Source organism: Phocaeicola oris (genome assembly GCF_021295095.1).
Classification (GTDB): Bacteria; Bacteroidota; Bacteroidia; order Bacteroidales; family Bacteroidaceae; genus Phocaeicola; species Phocaeicola oris.
Genome location: NZ_JAJLQX010000022.1, coordinates 17748 through 33379, shown reverse-complemented (window position 1 = coordinate 33379; position 15632 = coordinate 17748). Strand labels below are relative to the sequence as shown.

Here is a 15632-nt window from a genome sequence, read left to right as displayed (position 1 = left end):
ATTGCAATAAGAGCGGTAAACGGGGCTCGAACCCGCGACCTTCGGCTTGGGAAGCCAACGCTCTACCAACTGAGCTATTACCGCGTTTGTTTGTGCTGCAAATATACTATAACTTATTAATTTGGCAAACTTAATACGGTTTTTTATTATTGAATATATATATCTATTCCAACTTTTTGAGATAAGGCAGCAAAAACAGGTTATTGAGTATTTTACGATGAGGATAAATCTCCAGTTCCTTACGAGAAGTTATCCCGTTTAGTACTCCACAGAAATCAATATGGGCGTTTTGGGCAGTTTGTGCGTCAATTACACTATCTCCGATATAAAGTGTTTTTGTACGATTGGCATGGAGTGCTTTCAGTACTTTATTGATGCCTTCAGCATCCGGTTTTGATTTCTTTACGTCGTGAATGCCTAAAATAACATCAAAGAAATTATCAGGGAAGTATTGCCCCATCATTTCATGAATAAGTTCTTTTCCTTTGGAGGAAATAATCCCAAGTTTCGCGCCGTTTTTCTTTAATAATTCAAGTACTTGTTTTGTTTCCGGATACAGACAAGTAAGGGAAGTCATGTGCTTAGCAGCTACCTCATGGTATTCACGAGCATATTTGGCAATAAGCGTTTGGTTTGTTACTTCGGTAAGAAGCCTAAACGAATCTTCCAACGTTTTTCCGATGGTTTGTTTTATATCATCTTCTTTCGCTACATAGCCATATCTTTTTAAAATAGTCTGAAAACAAAAGACTATACCTCGTGAAGAATCCACTAAGGTATAGTCAAAATCAAAGAGATAGGTGGTATATTTCATTATTCGGCTACTTCGAAATAGTCCTCTAATTCTTTTTCAGCCGAACCATCTGCGTTTGCTATGTCACGGAGAATTTTACCATTCTCAAGGAGCGCAATACGCGGACAAATATCGACGGTATGTGTTAAGTTATGGCTGGAGATAAGGATAGTAGCATTGGTTTCATCGTGATAAGTTTTCAGCTCATGTTTGATAACCGACTGTGAGGTAGGGTCAAGAAAATTGAAAGGTTCATCAAGGATAAGCACTTGTGGATTGTTCAGCATAGCGGCGATAATCCCAATTTTTTGCTTATTACCTGCCGAGAAGTCTCGGATAAGTTTCTTTTGGTTAAGAATCTCATCATGCATCAGTCGTTCAAATCGTTTCAGTCGTTCAAAGATATGGTCTTTTTTTATATTACATATCTTTCCGATGAATTCAAAATATTCTTCCGGAGTAAGATAATCGATTAAGAATCCATCATCAATGAAGGCGCCGGTGAATTCTTTCCAGTCTTCATTCCGACTGACGATAATATCATTGATAGATACCTGCCCTTCATCAGCTTTCAGTAAATCCAGAATAAGTCGGAAAAGAGTAGTTTTTCCGGCTCCATTATTACCAACCAATCCGAGCATATCGCCACTGTTAATGGTGTAATTTTCTATATTGACGGCTTCTTTTTTGCCAAATCGTTTTATTAAATGATCAATAGTTATATTCATAAGTTTTATTTTTAACGGGTAGCACGGAAGCCTTCCATATTCTGATATCTGCGTTTCATCAAACGGTTATAAATGTTCTTTATCCAGAAGCGATGAGTTATGATGAAGCCCAGTCCTACTACCGACTCGATAATAAAGGCTCCATTTTGCCCGAGGATAGTTTTTAGGAATATATCAACGAGGAATGGAATAAGGAACGCGCTTAGTGTGATAACCATTTGTACCGGTGAGTTTGCTTTGTTACTTTTCATGATAGAAGCGTTCAGGGGAAGTGTTCTGTTATTATATACTGCGAGTTGTAGCAGCAATGCAAATACAAATCCCATAGTGAACAACGCATAAGCAACCGGTCCGATGAATGGCATTTTATCTTTATATACCGGTACTAACATTACCACAAAAGGAATGATGACAAACAGACAGTTAATGTAGTACTTTGCTCTAAGCAGCGTGTAGATAGATTCTTTACGACTCATCAGTCCGTCAATGTAATTACCTTCATAGCACATTACTTGTCCTAACATCATGACTCCCAACACACAGAAAGTATAAAAAGAAATATACGACTGCATGCCCTGACCATCATAAACATTGCTAAACGCCAATCCAAATACAAATATGAGCATAAAGATGAATGCCGAGACGAATTGTTTCTTTGCAGTCTTATTACGTGTATAAAGTTTTAGTTCCAATCGCATATAATCGCCGACAAGTCCGTATTTGTCAAGAAATTTATATTGTGATACATGTTTGATCTTGGAATCTTGCTTCTTTGATATTTCATCGTACAGATAATGCAATTGCATGGTACCGCATAGCCAGAACATGAAGAGGATTCCTAATAGAACTATAAGATAATAGATTACATTGCCTTCGATGAACTTTTCTCCTAAGTTCATGGTAAACATGCTGATATGGTTTCCGGGGATTCCGAATTCTAAGAAAGTGATTAGTGCATAAGCAATAACCGGAACTATAATAAGGAATTGATGCTCATCATAAAGTATTTTACAGAAAGTAAACCAGTATGCATTCAATATTATAAGTAACCATATACCTATTAAATAGGTAAAAATACCAAGAAAGCCATAGAACTTTATGATGGTAATAAATGCAAAGGGAACAAAGAAAAAGAACCAGAGGAAGTTATAGCTGCTTGTTCCTTTTTGCAAAAGGAAAGAATTGATTAAAACATTTTTCTTGACCGGCAATAGTAAGTAAGGCTTGAGTTCTTGTGAGATAGGAGGTTCAGCCATAATACGCAGGAGTACGTCTGCTAACAAGATGTAAATCAAATTCTTATTTAGGACGTGGTATGGCTCCATAGTAGGAAAACTTTCTTCAAATGCCATAGGAAGCATTACTCCCATAAAGATAAGGAGTGCCGCGAAGTATGCAATCATAAAATAAATAAGAAACTTGGCAAAACGGTTTGTATCAAATGCAGGATTCCGTTTTGCTGCAAGTTTCTTATTTTTCCGAATGATAGGGAATAGCATAAACTATCTGTATTATTTTATATCGCCAGATGTCATACTTAACTGAATAATATTCTTTTGTTTCAACAATGCATTAGCAAATTCTTGAATATCATTCATGGTAATCGCGTCGACAGTATTGTCATAATCCGTATTCATATCTGTCTTATACCAATAGTACTGATAGAGTTGATTTATCCAATAACCATTTAATTTTTGGTTTTCTTTATATTGCTTGTGAAGAAATTCTTTCGCTTTAGCCAAGTTTTCAGCCGGTGCGCCGTTTTTTACAAAGTTATCAAGTTCATCGATGACAATTTTTGTCATGGCAGAACGTTTGTCAGGATCGGTATCGAAATAGATTTGAAGCATAGCTTCACCTTCCGGTTTTGGATACTTACTGATTTCTCCGTAAACAGATACACCGTATGAAGCCCCTTCTTTTTCACGTACGCTTTCCAAGTAAGACATGTTTAATAATTGAGAAAGCATACTCATTTTCAAATCGTTCTTTAAGTCGTAATCCGTTTTTCCACTGGCAACGATGATGACGGTTGCCTTTGGTGTCTGTAAATCCTTATGGAATACATTAGTATATTCCCCTTTACGGATATCCATTTCCCGATCAACAAAGTTTTCTTCACGATTTATGGAAGGAAGGCCTCCTAAGTATGTTTCAATTAACGGAGTAGCAGTTGTTTGATCTATATTTCCAACAAAAATGAAAGTAAAATCGCTTGCATCCTTGAAGCGGTCTTTATACATATTTAAGATATTGTTGTAGTCTATCTTGTCAACCATTTCAGGAGTAAATGAAATAGCACGCGGGTGATGATTATAGATGGCAACACGAATAGAATCACTGAATGCTTTTTGCGGCATAGCTTTTGCGTTCTCCAATTGAGTTTTCAAACGAGTCTTGTAAGATTCGAATGCTTCTTGATCCATACGTGGAGCAGTGAAAGTGAGGTAAGTGAGCTGGAGCATTGTTTCCAAATCCTTAGGAGAGCATTTACCGTTAATTTGTTCTGTTAAGTCACCAATATTAGATGACGCGGACGCATCTTTACCGGCTAATGCTTTTTCTAAGTTGATAGCACTAAAATTACCTAAGCCACCTAACTCAGCCACACTGTTCAGTTGATTAATGTTAATAATGTTGCTGGTTTCGTACAAGCTTGATCCTCCGGGGCTGAAAGCTTTCATAGAAATTTCATCAGCTTTAAAATCTGTAGTCTTCAGAATAACTCTTACGCCATTTGACAAAGTAAGGATCTTAGAATTAAATTTACCTTCTTCAGTCTTAATGACTTTCCCTGCCTGTGGTTTATCATTTATCAGAGGTTCATTAGAAACTTTATCCTGATATGGAGTTAGCTTTTCAGACTTCACGTAGTTGATTAAATCTGTGATATGTTCTTTAGTGGGGTAATTGAACCCTTCCTTGTCAGGCATGAACAAGGTTACTACCATATTAGAGTCGTTGACTATTTGTGGAATAATCTGATTGATTGCTTCTACAGGAATGTTAGGAACGATTTGATTATATAAGGTATATTCGTTTTCAATTCCCGGAATGGGTTCACCATCAAGGAAATTGTTAACATATTCATTAACATAGCTATTGTTTTGAGTTTTGTTACGCTCGTTATATTGCTTCTCCAGACTGCGGAGAAAATTAGCTCTGGCACGTGCATACTCTGATTTAGTAAATCCGAAATCCTTCATACGCTTTACTTCACGGAGGGAAGCAACAAATGCTGTATCAATGCCATCATCCTTAGCTGAAGCAAAAAGAGTGAAAGCATCTTTTGTTTTTGAAATCATGTAACTTTCATCTCCACCACTTGCTCCCAGGTATGGAGGATTAGCTTTTTGAGTCAACTCTGTTAAACGGTCGTTAAGCATAGTAGAAGCCATCTCTTTCATATACTCAATAAGCAGATATTCTATATTGTTCTTTTGCTCTGGCTTAATAGCCTCGTGTTTGAACATAGTGAGGATTTGAGTAGTTGGAATTTCTTTATCTTTAGCCATACTGATAATGGTATAGTCTACATCAGGAACTTCGAAATATTCTCTTTTGGCAGGATTTTCCGGCATCTTTACATCTGCGAATATATTTTTTATTTTAGCCTCAATATTATCAACATCAACATCACCAACGACAATAATACCTTGCTGGTCGGGACGATACCACTTCTCGTAGTAGTCGCGTAAAGCTTGATGAGGAAAGTTGTCTACTACAGACATTAAGCCGATAGGAAGACGGTGACCGTAACGACTGTTGGGATAGATTTCGGGAAGTACCTTCTCATACATTCGCATCATGGCATTCTGGCGAGTACGCCATTCCTCATGAATAACACCTCTCTCAGAGTCAATTTCTTTCGGATCGAGGGTTAATCCGTCAGCCCAATCATGTAGGATGAGCAGGCAGGAGTCAGCAATACCGTCACGTGATGTTGGAACATTCGATATATTATATACTGTCTGGTCGATACTTGTGTATGCGTTCAGATTCTGACCAAACTTCACTCCAATGGTTTCCAAATAGTTGATGATGCCTTTGCCTGGGAAATGTTTGGTACCATTGAAGCACATGTGTTCCAAAAAATGAGCCAGACCACGCTGATTTTCTTCTTCAAGTACAGAACCCACTTTCTGGGCTATGTAATAGTCTGCCTGATGCTGTGGTAGTTCATTATGACGAATATAATACGTAAGTCCGTTATCTAATTTACCTGTTCTTACATTAGGATCATTAGGCAACGAAGACATTTGTTGTTGCGCAAAACAAAATGTAGCACTGCCAAGCAATACTGTATACAGAAATATTTTTTTTAATAGCTTTTTCATTGTTGTGTGATTATAATGTTGTTAAATATCTTTCTACTTCAATAGCTGCTTTACAACCACTTGCTGCTGCGGTAATAGCCTGACGATAGCGCGGATCTGCTACGTCGCCGGCTGCGAATACTCCTGGAATTTTAGTTAGTGGAGTACCATTTATGGTTTTGATATAACCAACTTCGTCAGTTTCTAAGTATGACTTGAATATATCAGAATTGGGTTTATGCCCGATAGCTAAGAAGAATCCGTCTATTGGAAGGTCATAGTAGCTTTCATCTTCTTCTCCTTTACGTTTAACTAAGTGAACGCCTTCTACACCTTTCTCTCCATATAGACCTATTGCATTGTGCTCAAACAGGACTTCAATATTTGGGGTGTTCAGAACACGTTCTTGCATAATCTTAGATGCACGCAAGTATGTTTTTCTTACAATTAAATAAACCTTTTTTGCTAAGCCGGCCAAATAAGTAGCATCCTCACAGGCTGTATCGCCACCTCCGACTACGGCTACCACTTTCTTACGGTAGAAAAAGCCATCACAGGTAGCACAGGCACTTACACCTTCACCGGCATATTTCTTTTCATCAGCTAATCCTAAATATTTAGCACTGGCACCGGTAGAAATAATCACACTATCGGCCTCTATCTGAGTACCTTCATCTGTAGTTACAATAAATGGCTTCTTGTCTAATTCTGCCTTTGTAATAATTCCTGAGCGGATATCAGCTCCGAAGCGAAGGGCTTGTTGACGTAAGTCTTCCATCAGTTGTGGACCGTCTACACCTTCAGGATAGCCTGGGAAATTATCAACTGTTGTAGTAGTGGTTAATTGTCCGCCAGGCTCCAGTCCTTCATATATGACAGGTTTTATATTTGCTCGTCCTGCGTATATAGCGGCAGTATATCCCGCCGGTCCGGATCCAATGATTAAACATTTTACTCTTTCCATATTATATCAAGTTTTATTTTTTTATTTATTTGCGGAATTATCTTAAATCAATAATCTCTGCATTTGGATATTTACTTTTGTCATATTTAAATATGGCATCGTTATACTTCTGATGCAATTTATATGATATTATACTGATGATCTGTTCCGGCTGATTTTTTGCCTTTATTTTTATGTCTTGAGGTAAATAATCTTTTGTTATATACAAGACAATTTCGATGATGTTAACTACCCTTTGTGGTTTTAAGATAACTTTATAGTAGATCTTTCCTTTTACATTCTTTGTGCCTTCATATATATAGTTGTATCCTTGTTTATAAAAAGAAAGAAGGGCATACGGATTGATATTTTGCAATTCTTCTGAAGTGGGATTACTGATATTCACTTCTTCGTTATCTTTCATATAGCTCCATTGAGTCTTTCCATCGAACCAACTTTCAACATTTCCGTTGTTCAGATAGAATTTCTCTCCTTCCAATAGGATAGAACCGTTTTGTGAACCACTAAATGTAACACTGATGCCTCCCGCGTTCTTTATGTTTTGGGCTGTCTTATCCAAAATCTCCATGGCTTTATCGCTTTGCTGGGCATAGGCTGTAGTGCAGCAGAGTAGGAGAGTAACTATGCAAATATATATATTCAGTTTTTTCATTTTATCCTTTATTTCTAACATTACTTAATTTCGCGTCCAGATCCATTTGATCCATACAGAGTACTTCACGAGCTTTACTACCTTGTGACGGACCAACAATACCTGCATTTTCCAACTGATCCATGATTCGTCCTGCACGATTATAACCTAATGCGAATTTACGTTGAATCAATGAAGTAGACCCTTGTTGGTTATCTACAATTAGTCTGGCAGCTTCCTCAAATAAAGGATCTACTTTATTTATATCCATATCACCGATACTGGAAGATGCATTGTCGACTGTTTCCACTTCCGGTAGAATAAATGCAGTGGGATAGCCCTGCTGCTCATGGATATGATTAACGACGTTCTCTACTTCCGGAGTATCGACAAAAGCACACTGAACACGGACAGGCTCATTGCCCTGAAGGAACAGCATATCACCTTTACCAACCAGTTGCTCTGCGCCCGGACGGTCGAGAATCGTTCTGGAGTCAATGTTCGATGCTACCTTAAATGCAATACGGGCAGGAAAGTTAGCCTTGATGGAACCGGTAATGATATTGGTTGTAGGACGCTGTGTAGCAATAATCATGTGAATACCTACGGCACGAGCCAATTGTGCAATGCGGATGATTGGAAACTCTACATCTTTTCCTGCTGTCATAATAAAATCACCAAATTCGTCAATGATCACTACAATATAAGGTAGGAATTGGTGTCCATTTTCAGGGTTCAATTGGCGGTTAATAAACTTGGCATTATACTCTTTTATATTACGTACTGAAGCTTTTTTTAATAGGTCATAGCGGGTATCCATTTCTTTACAGAGTGAGTTCAATGTATTGATAACTTGAGTAGTATCTGTCAAAATAGGTTCTTCTGTATCAGAAAGCTTGGCTAAATAATGGTCTTCAATAGGAGCATAGATAGAGAACTCTACCTTTTTAGGGTCAATGATCACAAATTTCAACTCTGCTGGATGCTTTTTGTATAGTAAGGATGTTACGATAGCATTCAGTCCCACTGATTTTCCTTGACCGGTAGCACCTGCAACTAATACGTGTGGAGCCTTGGTCAAATCGAACATAAACACATCATTGGTAATAGTTTTTCCCATAGCGACAGGCAGTTCCATCTTAGTTTCTTGGAATTTCTTACTGGCCAGGATAGGGCGCATGGGAACTATCTGAGGATGTTCATTGGGAACTTCAATACCTATGGTTCCTTTACCGGGGATAGGAGCAATAATACGGATGCCCAATGCTGCCAAATTCAAAGCAATATCGTTTTCCAGATTCTTGATTCTGGCGATGCGAACTCCTTCTGCAGGAGTAATTTCATAGAGTGTAATGGTTGGACCAACACTTGCCTTAATGGAACTGATTTCTATTCCAAAACTATGTAACACTTCGATGATACGATTTTTATGGGCATTTTGTTCATTCATGTCCACATTAGGTATGGCATCATCGTATGCCTTCAGAAGGTTTAGTGTAGGGAATTGGTAATGTTCCAAATCAAGTCGTGGGTTATAAGGAGTTGTTATTTTTCCTCTTTCTGCATCCTCCGGAATTTCATTTATAATGGTGAAGTCCGGTTCTTTTGCTGCCGACTTTGCTGTCATTGACTGTTGTGACTTTGCCGGTTCTTTATTTAAAGAAGATTGAATGAAATTTTCCGGATTCACATTCTCTGTTAGTCCGTTCACTTTATGTTTGTCTTCATTTAAATCAAAATCTATTTCTGTCGTTTCCGAATCTGTGTATTCTGTCTGTGAAGCTTCTCTATCATCACTTACCTCTGGTTTTGGAGTCCGTTTAAAATTCGGATGAAGAATCTTTCGGATAATATAGATTGTTTCATTACTTACATAGATGAGAAATAAAATAGCAACTACTAGTAGCAACAATACTACTCCGGGAACTCCTATAAGTCCTTTCAGAAATTCACTGGCATTATGTCCATGCAAACCTCCCGGATAGAAGAAACTATCTGCCATTGGTTTCTCAAAGAAGAAGCCCATCGCGATAGAGAACCATATCATCAGAATAGTACAACTCAGAAACCATTTCCATAGGTGAAACTTATAGGCACGCATTAACTTTAATCCGGCTATGGCAAGGAACAAGATAATAAAGTATGCTGCGAATCCAAAACAACGATTGATAAAGAAGTCAGATACATGTGCTCCTCCCAGTGCTCCGTAGTTCTGTACCTGACGAGTCGCTTCTTCCAAATTCCCTGAAGTATTTTCAACAATACTTTGGTCGGCAGCACCGGTGAAGAAATAAGAAGTGAAGACCAGAAGCAGATATACGGCAACAATGAGGAAAATTAATCCGATAGCGAAATGAGTAGTTTCACTCTTAAAAATATTCGAAATCGTATGTATCTTCCCTTCTTGGTTATTTTGAGTTCTGTTATTTTTAGGATATATATTTTTCTTTGGCATAAATATTCTATATAATAATTTTACAAATGTACGTGAAAAAGATGAGAAACCCGATTATTTTCTTCTTTTTTTCATATCTTTGCATTTCAAAAGTACAATTATACTTATGAAAAATAAGAGTGAAGTCATTTTTGACAAAAACACTATCGAGTTCGTTACTGTAGCGGCAGAGTTTTGTTCTTTCCTTGAAAAAGCAAATGAAAGAAGTCGTGATGAATTTGTAAATACAGCTTTGAAATTCCTTCCTCTATTGTATCTGAAAGCATCACTTATTTCTCCATGTGAGAGAATGGGAGTAGATGAACTTGAACAATCGGTTTCTGAGGGAGACTATGAATTTATCCGTACTTCTGTCAAACAGGTGATGAACTCTCAAGATGACTATTTAGAAGTGTTTACCCCTGATATACAGTATAGCGAGGGAGCGCTCACATGTGAAATCTCAGAGGATATGGCAGATATTTACCAGGATGTGCGTGATTTTGTCGAGATGTTTAAAACCGGAAATAATATAACGATGAATGATGCGCTTGTTACTTGCAAGGAACATTTTGCCGATTATTGGGGGCAGAAATTAGTGAACTCCATGCGGGCTCTGCATGATGTGAAATATAATCAGCATGATGAAGAGGATAATGGTAAAACGCAAACTGATTATGCTGATAATGACGATTAATTATGTCTAAAATTATTAAAGATTATATCATAAAACAAGAGATGGCAGAGATGCCGAAGATTCTGTTTACCGGACGAATTATCATTGTTAATACTGTTTCTGACGCAACTAAGGCTGTTAATTATCTGAATTCTTTTCCTGTGGTTGGAGTGGATACAGAGACTCGTCCCAGCTTTAAGAAAGGGGTGATCCATAAAGTGGGATTGCTTCAAGTTGCTACTGATGACACTTGTTTTTTGTTCCGTTTACATAAAATAGGTATACCCGACTGCTTACACGAATTCTTGGAGAACAATGTGCTGAAGATAGGTTTGTCACTAAAAGATGACTTTAGCAAGCTGTGTATTCGGAAAAAGTCAATCGACCCATCGAAAGGTAATTGGTTGGAGTTACAACAGTATGTTCTTCGATTTGGTATCAAGGACATGAGCTTACAGAAGATTTATGCTAATCTGTTCCGGATGCGTATTTCTAAAACGCAACGACTTTCTAATTGGGAGGTTGATGCTCTTACAGATGGACAACAATTATACGCTGCTACTGATGCTTGGTGCACATTGCGTATCTATAAAGAGTTGAAGCGGATGGAAGAGGAAAACGATTATGAATTGGTGGTGACCAAACCGGATGTACCTGTATATTCAGAAGTCGAAAATATAGAAAATGATGGTATATAAAAGAGTACAATTAAAGCCAGGCAAAGAAGCTTCTTTGCAACGCTTTCATCCATGGATTTTTTCCGGTGCAGTTCGTAGTGTAGAAGAAAAACCTGAAGAGGGAGAGGTAGTTGATGTGTTTACAGCACAGAATGAGTTTATAGCTCGCGGACATTATCAGCAAGGAAGTATTACCGTTAGAGTGCTTACTTTTCAACAGAAAGAGATTGATACCGATTTCTGGTACAGCAAGTTAAAATCGGCTTATGATATGCGTGTTACATTAGGACTTGCCGAGAGCATTATTACTAATGCGTACCGTTTGGTTTATGGTGAAGGAGATGGGCTTCCGGGATTAATTATTGATGTTTATAATCACACGGCTGTTATGCAGACGCATACTGTCGGAATGCATCAATCGCGTAAAGAAATAGCCGATGCACTTATAAAACTGATGGGGAACAAACTGAAGAATATTTATTATAAGTCGGAGGCTACATTGGCTGCCCAAGAAAAGATGTCAAGTACGGATGGATATCTAAAAGGTGGCTGCGATGAGAATATTGCTATGGAGAACGGACTGAAATTTCATGTTGACTGGCTGAAAGGGCAAAAAACGGGATTCTTTGTCGATCAACGTGAAAACCGTGCACTGGTGGAACGTTATGCTAAAGGTAAGACCGTGTTAAATATGTTCTGTTATACAGGAGGATTTTCTTTTTATGCACTTCGGGGTGGAGCTAAGTTAGTTCATTCGGTCGACAGTTCTGCTAAAGCCATTGAGTTAACCAATCGGAATGTAGAACTCAATTTCCCTAATTGTGCTTGCCATCAGGCTTTTGTTGATGATGCTTTCAAATTCCTTAATGGAATGAATGATACTTACGACTTGATTATTCTCGATCCTCCCGCTTTTGCAAAACATAAGGCTGCAATCCGTAATGCATTAAAGGGGTATTCCCGCTTGAATGCCAAAGCGTTCGAAAAGATTCGGCATGGAGGACTTTTGTTTACCTTCTCTTGTTCACAGTTGGTTGATAAAATCAGTTTTCGTAATGCTGTCCTTACTGCTGCTGTTCAGAGCGGGCGTTCGGTGAGAATTCTTCATCAACTTACCCAACCAGCCGATCATCCTATTAATATTTTCCATCCAGAAGGGGAATACTTGAAAGGATTAGTAGTTTATGTGGAGTAACAACTAAATAATGTTAAAAGAAAGTGGCTTTGTCTTCAAAAAATATGTTGAATAACATAAAAGTTATATCTTTGTACCGTGTTTTTCATGGTATTAGATTTAAGGTTAAGTGAGATTGGGAGTTCGTGAGGATTCCCTTCTTTGTTTTTATACCTGCCAAGGAAGATGGGCGACAACATGCAAACAGATACGTATCACATTCGAATGTGATACGCATGAACGGATGAACTCATCCGCATGAGTTGATCAAAACTTCTGATGATTTAAGAGAATCATACGTATCACTTTTCACTTGCTTATGGACACGCTTCCCAATACAAACGGACGTTTGTACGTAATCATCTTATGATATGACAAGAGTTGAAAGAGTAATGGTTGTTTTTACACCAACTTGAAGCCTGCTTTCTTTAGCGCATTCTTAATCTCTTCAACATGTTCCTGATTCTTCGTTTCAGTTGTTAATCGAAGGATGCAGGCATTTACTTTTTCACTGTCAGAGTTACGTTCGTGGTGAACACTGATAATGTTACCTCCCAATTCGGCAATGATGGAACTGACACCAACCAACTGCCCGGGTTTATCGTCCAATTCCACACTTAGAGTGCACTGGCGACCACTCTTAGCCAAGCCTCGATTGATGACACGGCTTAGAATAGTTACGTCAATGTTACCTCCACTTACAATACAAACCGTCTTTTTTCCTTTTACAGGAACTTTATTGAACATTACGGCAGCTACACTGGCTGCACCGGCACCTTCGGCCACCATCTTTTCTACTTCGACCAAATGAAGAATAGCGGCACAGATTTCATCTTCGCTTACTGTAACCATACCGTCTACGTATTTCAAGATGGTATCGTAAGTAATCTGTCCAGGTTCTTTTACGGCAATACCATCGGCAATGGTTGATACTGAATCCAGGCGTTCTATCTTTTTATCGTGAATACTGTTCACCATGCTTGGGGCACCTTCCGACTGGACGCCATAAACTTTAATATTTGGGTTCAGAGATTTGATAGCGTATGCAATGCCGGAAAGCAAACCTCCGCCACCAACCGGCACTACTACCGCCTCTACGTCAGGCAATTGTTCCAACACTTCCAGTCCGATAGTTCCTTGACCGGCTATAACGTTCTCATCATCAAACGGATGAACGAAGGTATATCCTTTCTCATCACGTAGTTGTAATGCTTTATTGTATGCATCATCGTATACGCCCGAGACCATACAAACATCAGCACCCAGTTTCTTGGTAGCTTCAATCTTACTGATAGGAGCTACGTCGGGCAGACATATAAGCGATTTGATTCCCATTGATGTGGCAGCCAACGCTACACCCTGTGCATGGTTTCCGGCAGAGCAGGCAATTACGCCTTTCGTCTTTTCGGCATCGCTGAGTTGTGATATTTTATAGTATGCTCCACGTACTTTAAAAGAACCGGTCTTTTGCAGACATTCCGATTTCAGATATACATTGCTTTCCAAATTTATTTGTGGAGCGTGAACGAGGGCCGTATTACGAACAATCTTATTTAGCACGTAACGCGCTTTGTAGAAGTTATCAAGTTGTAGCATACAATCTCCTTTTGTAGTTGATTTTATAGTCTTACATAATTTGCGATGCAAAAGTAATATTTTAAATCACACCCTGTTATTTTATGTAGAATTATTTGCTGTACACTTTTTTATCCCTTCTATAATTAAAAGCAAGGAAAGATACAGATTGTTTCTTCATACTTGAAAATACTTTCCAATCTTTTTCGAATTAAGTTGCAAATATTCTTTTTTATAGTAATTTTTTGTCTACTTTTGCAGCGTAAATTAAATAATCATTTTTTTAACTCAATATGACAAATGTGATTAAATTACACAAAGGTCTTGACATCAATCTGAAAGGCAAACCGGTTGAGGAAATGATACAGGTGAAAGAAGCAGAGAACTATGCGTTGGTTCCTGATGATTTCCACGGTATTACTCCGAAAGTGGTTGTGAAACCCGGAGACGATGTAAAGGCCGGAGATGCTTTGTTTGTCGACAAAAGGCATCCCGAAGTGAAGTTTGTATCTCCTGTCAGCGGTGTGGTTACAGCTGTAACAAGAGGCGAACGTCGAAAAGTGCTAAACATCTCAGTTGCTGCTTCGAAGGAACAGAACTATGTGGATTTTGGTAAGAAAGATGTCTCGAAGTTGAATGCAGATGAGGTGAGAGCCACATTGATCGAATCGGGACTTTTTGCGTTCTTTACGGAACGTCCGTATGCTGTGGTTGCTGATCCTGCCTCGAAGCCAAAAGCTATCTTTATTTCTGCCTTTGATAAGAATCCGTTGGCAGCTAACTTTGAATTCGTACTGAAAGGTCAGGAAAATGATTTCCAGACCGGTTTGGATGCACTTGCTAAGATTGCCAAGACATACTTGGATATTGCAGCAGAACAGAAGAGTCAGACATTGACGAATGCAAAGAACGTAACAATTACAGCCTTTGACGGTCTGAATCCTGCCGGTAATGTAGGTGTTCAAATCAATCATATCAGTCCTATTAACAAGGGCGAGATTGTTTGGTCCGTCGGTGCTGAGGAAGTAATTTTTATCGGCCGCCTATTCAATACGGGGCATGTAGATTTCACAAGAACTATTGCCCTTACAGGTTCTGAGGTTGCAAAACCGGCTTATCTCAAGGTGAAAGTAGGTGTACAGTTGAAGAACATCTTCGAAGGGCGTGTTTCAACCGACAAGGACGTCCGTTATATCAGTGGTAATGTTCTTACAGGTACTCAAGTTACTCCGGAAGATTTCTTAAGGGCGCATTCTACCAGCCTGACTGTTATTCCTGAAGGTGACAAAGCTGATGAGTTCCTTGGATTCATTCGTCCGCGTTGCGATCAATTCAGTACCAATCACAGCTATTTCAGTTGGTTACAGGGAAAGAGAGAGTATACACTCGATGCACGTATTAAAGGCGGTGAGCGCCACATGATCATGTCGGGCGAGTATGATAAGGTTTTCCCTATGGATATATTTCCTGAGTATTTGGTTAAAGCTATCATCGCCGGTGATATTGACCGCATGGAAGCTTTAGGTATTTATGAGGTTGCTCCTGAAGACTTTGCACTATGTGAGTTCGTTGATTCTTCCAAGTTGGAGGTTCAGCGTATTGTTCGTCAGGGTCTTGATATGCTTCGAAAAGAATTGTGCTAAGTTAATTAAAAAGAAATATTA

12 protein-coding genes and 1 tRNA gene are annotated in these 15632 nt (G+C 38.6%); 4 read left to right on the top strand and 9 right to left on the bottom strand.

Annotated elements, in window-relative coordinates:
• Positions 1-11: 11 nt before the first annotated feature.
• From LO761_RS10655 to LO761_RS10620, 8 genes are all read right to left on the bottom strand, one after another.
• Positions 12-84, bottom strand: a tRNA-Gly gene (locus tag LO761_RS10655).
• A gap of 79 nt (positions 85-163) precedes the next feature.
• Complete coding sequence (locus LO761_RS10650; protein ID WP_272818269.1) at positions 164-814, bottom strand: HAD family hydrolase; 651 nt, start codon at positions 812-814, stop codon at positions 164-166.
• On the bottom strand, positions 814-1521 hold the full coding sequence (locus LO761_RS10645) for an ABC transporter ATP-binding protein (protein ID WP_272818268.1): 708 nt from the start codon (positions 1519-1521) through the stop codon (positions 814-816). The genes LO761_RS10650 and LO761_RS10645 overlap by 1 nt, the downstream gene beginning before the upstream one ends.
• 11 nt (positions 1522-1532) lie before the next feature.
• Complete coding sequence (locus tag LO761_RS10640) at positions 1533-3020, bottom strand: DUF5687 family protein (protein WP_272818267.1); 1488 nt, start codon at positions 3018-3020, stop codon at positions 1533-1535.
• Positions 3021-3032: 12 nt separating this feature from the next.
• Positions 3033-5858, bottom strand: a complete 2826-nt coding sequence (locus LO761_RS10635) for a M16 family metallopeptidase (RefSeq protein WP_272818266.1) — start codon at positions 5856-5858, stop codon at positions 3033-3035.
• A 10-nt stretch (positions 5859-5868) separates the two neighbouring features.
• Entirely contained in the window at positions 5869-6801 is a 933-nt protein-coding gene (gene trxB, locus LO761_RS10630; protein ID WP_272818265.1) for a thioredoxin-disulfide reductase, read from the bottom strand.
• Between the two features lie 37 nt (positions 6802-6838).
• On the bottom strand, positions 6839-7453 hold the full coding sequence (locus LO761_RS10625; RefSeq protein ID WP_272818264.1) for a LolA-like putative outer membrane lipoprotein chaperone: 615 nt from the start codon (positions 7451-7453) through the stop codon (positions 6839-6841).
• Between the two features lies 1 nt (position 7454).
• The gene (locus LO761_RS10620) at positions 7455-9887 is read right to left on the bottom strand and encodes an FtsK/SpoIIIE family DNA translocase (RefSeq protein ID WP_272818263.1); all 2433 of its coding nucleotides are present in this window, start codon (positions 9885-9887) and stop codon (positions 7455-7457) included.
• 106 nt (positions 9888-9993) lie between these two features.
• Between LO761_RS10620 and LO761_RS10615 the strand changes: the two genes are divergently transcribed.
• From LO761_RS10615 to LO761_RS10605, 3 genes are read left to right on the top strand one after another with little or no spacing between them, the layout of a single operon-like run.
• The gene (locus LO761_RS10615) at positions 9994-10563 is read left to right on the top strand and encodes a DUF5063 domain-containing protein (protein ID WP_272818262.1); all 570 of its coding nucleotides are present in this window, start codon (positions 9994-9996) and stop codon (positions 10561-10563) included.
• 2 nt (positions 10564-10565) lie between these two features.
• Positions 10566-11240, top strand: a complete 675-nt coding sequence (locus tag LO761_RS10610; protein WP_272818261.1) for a 3'-5' exonuclease — start codon at positions 10566-10568, stop codon at positions 11238-11240.
• Entirely contained in the window at positions 11230-12414 is a 1185-nt protein-coding gene (locus tag LO761_RS10605) for a class I SAM-dependent rRNA methyltransferase (RefSeq protein WP_272818260.1), read from the top strand. Before LO761_RS10610 ends, LO761_RS10605 begins: the two co-directional genes overlap by 11 nt.
• A 381-nt stretch (positions 12415-12795) precedes the next feature.
• On the opposite strand, the gene ilvA is transcribed toward LO761_RS10605, so the two are convergent.
• Positions 12796-13989: a threonine ammonia-lyase gene (gene ilvA / locus LO761_RS10600; protein WP_272818259.1), complete on the bottom strand. Its 1194-nt coding sequence runs from the start codon at positions 13987-13989 to the stop codon at positions 12796-12798.
• Between the two features lie 272 nt (positions 13990-14261).
• Between ilvA and LO761_RS10595 the strand changes: the two genes are divergently transcribed.
• Positions 14262-15611 (top strand): Na(+)-translocating NADH-quinone reductase subunit A, encoded by a 1350-nt coding sequence (locus LO761_RS10595; protein ID WP_272818258.1) that lies wholly within the window; start codon positions 14262-14264, stop codon positions 15609-15611.
• The last annotated feature ends 21 nt before the right edge of the window (positions 15612-15632 follow it).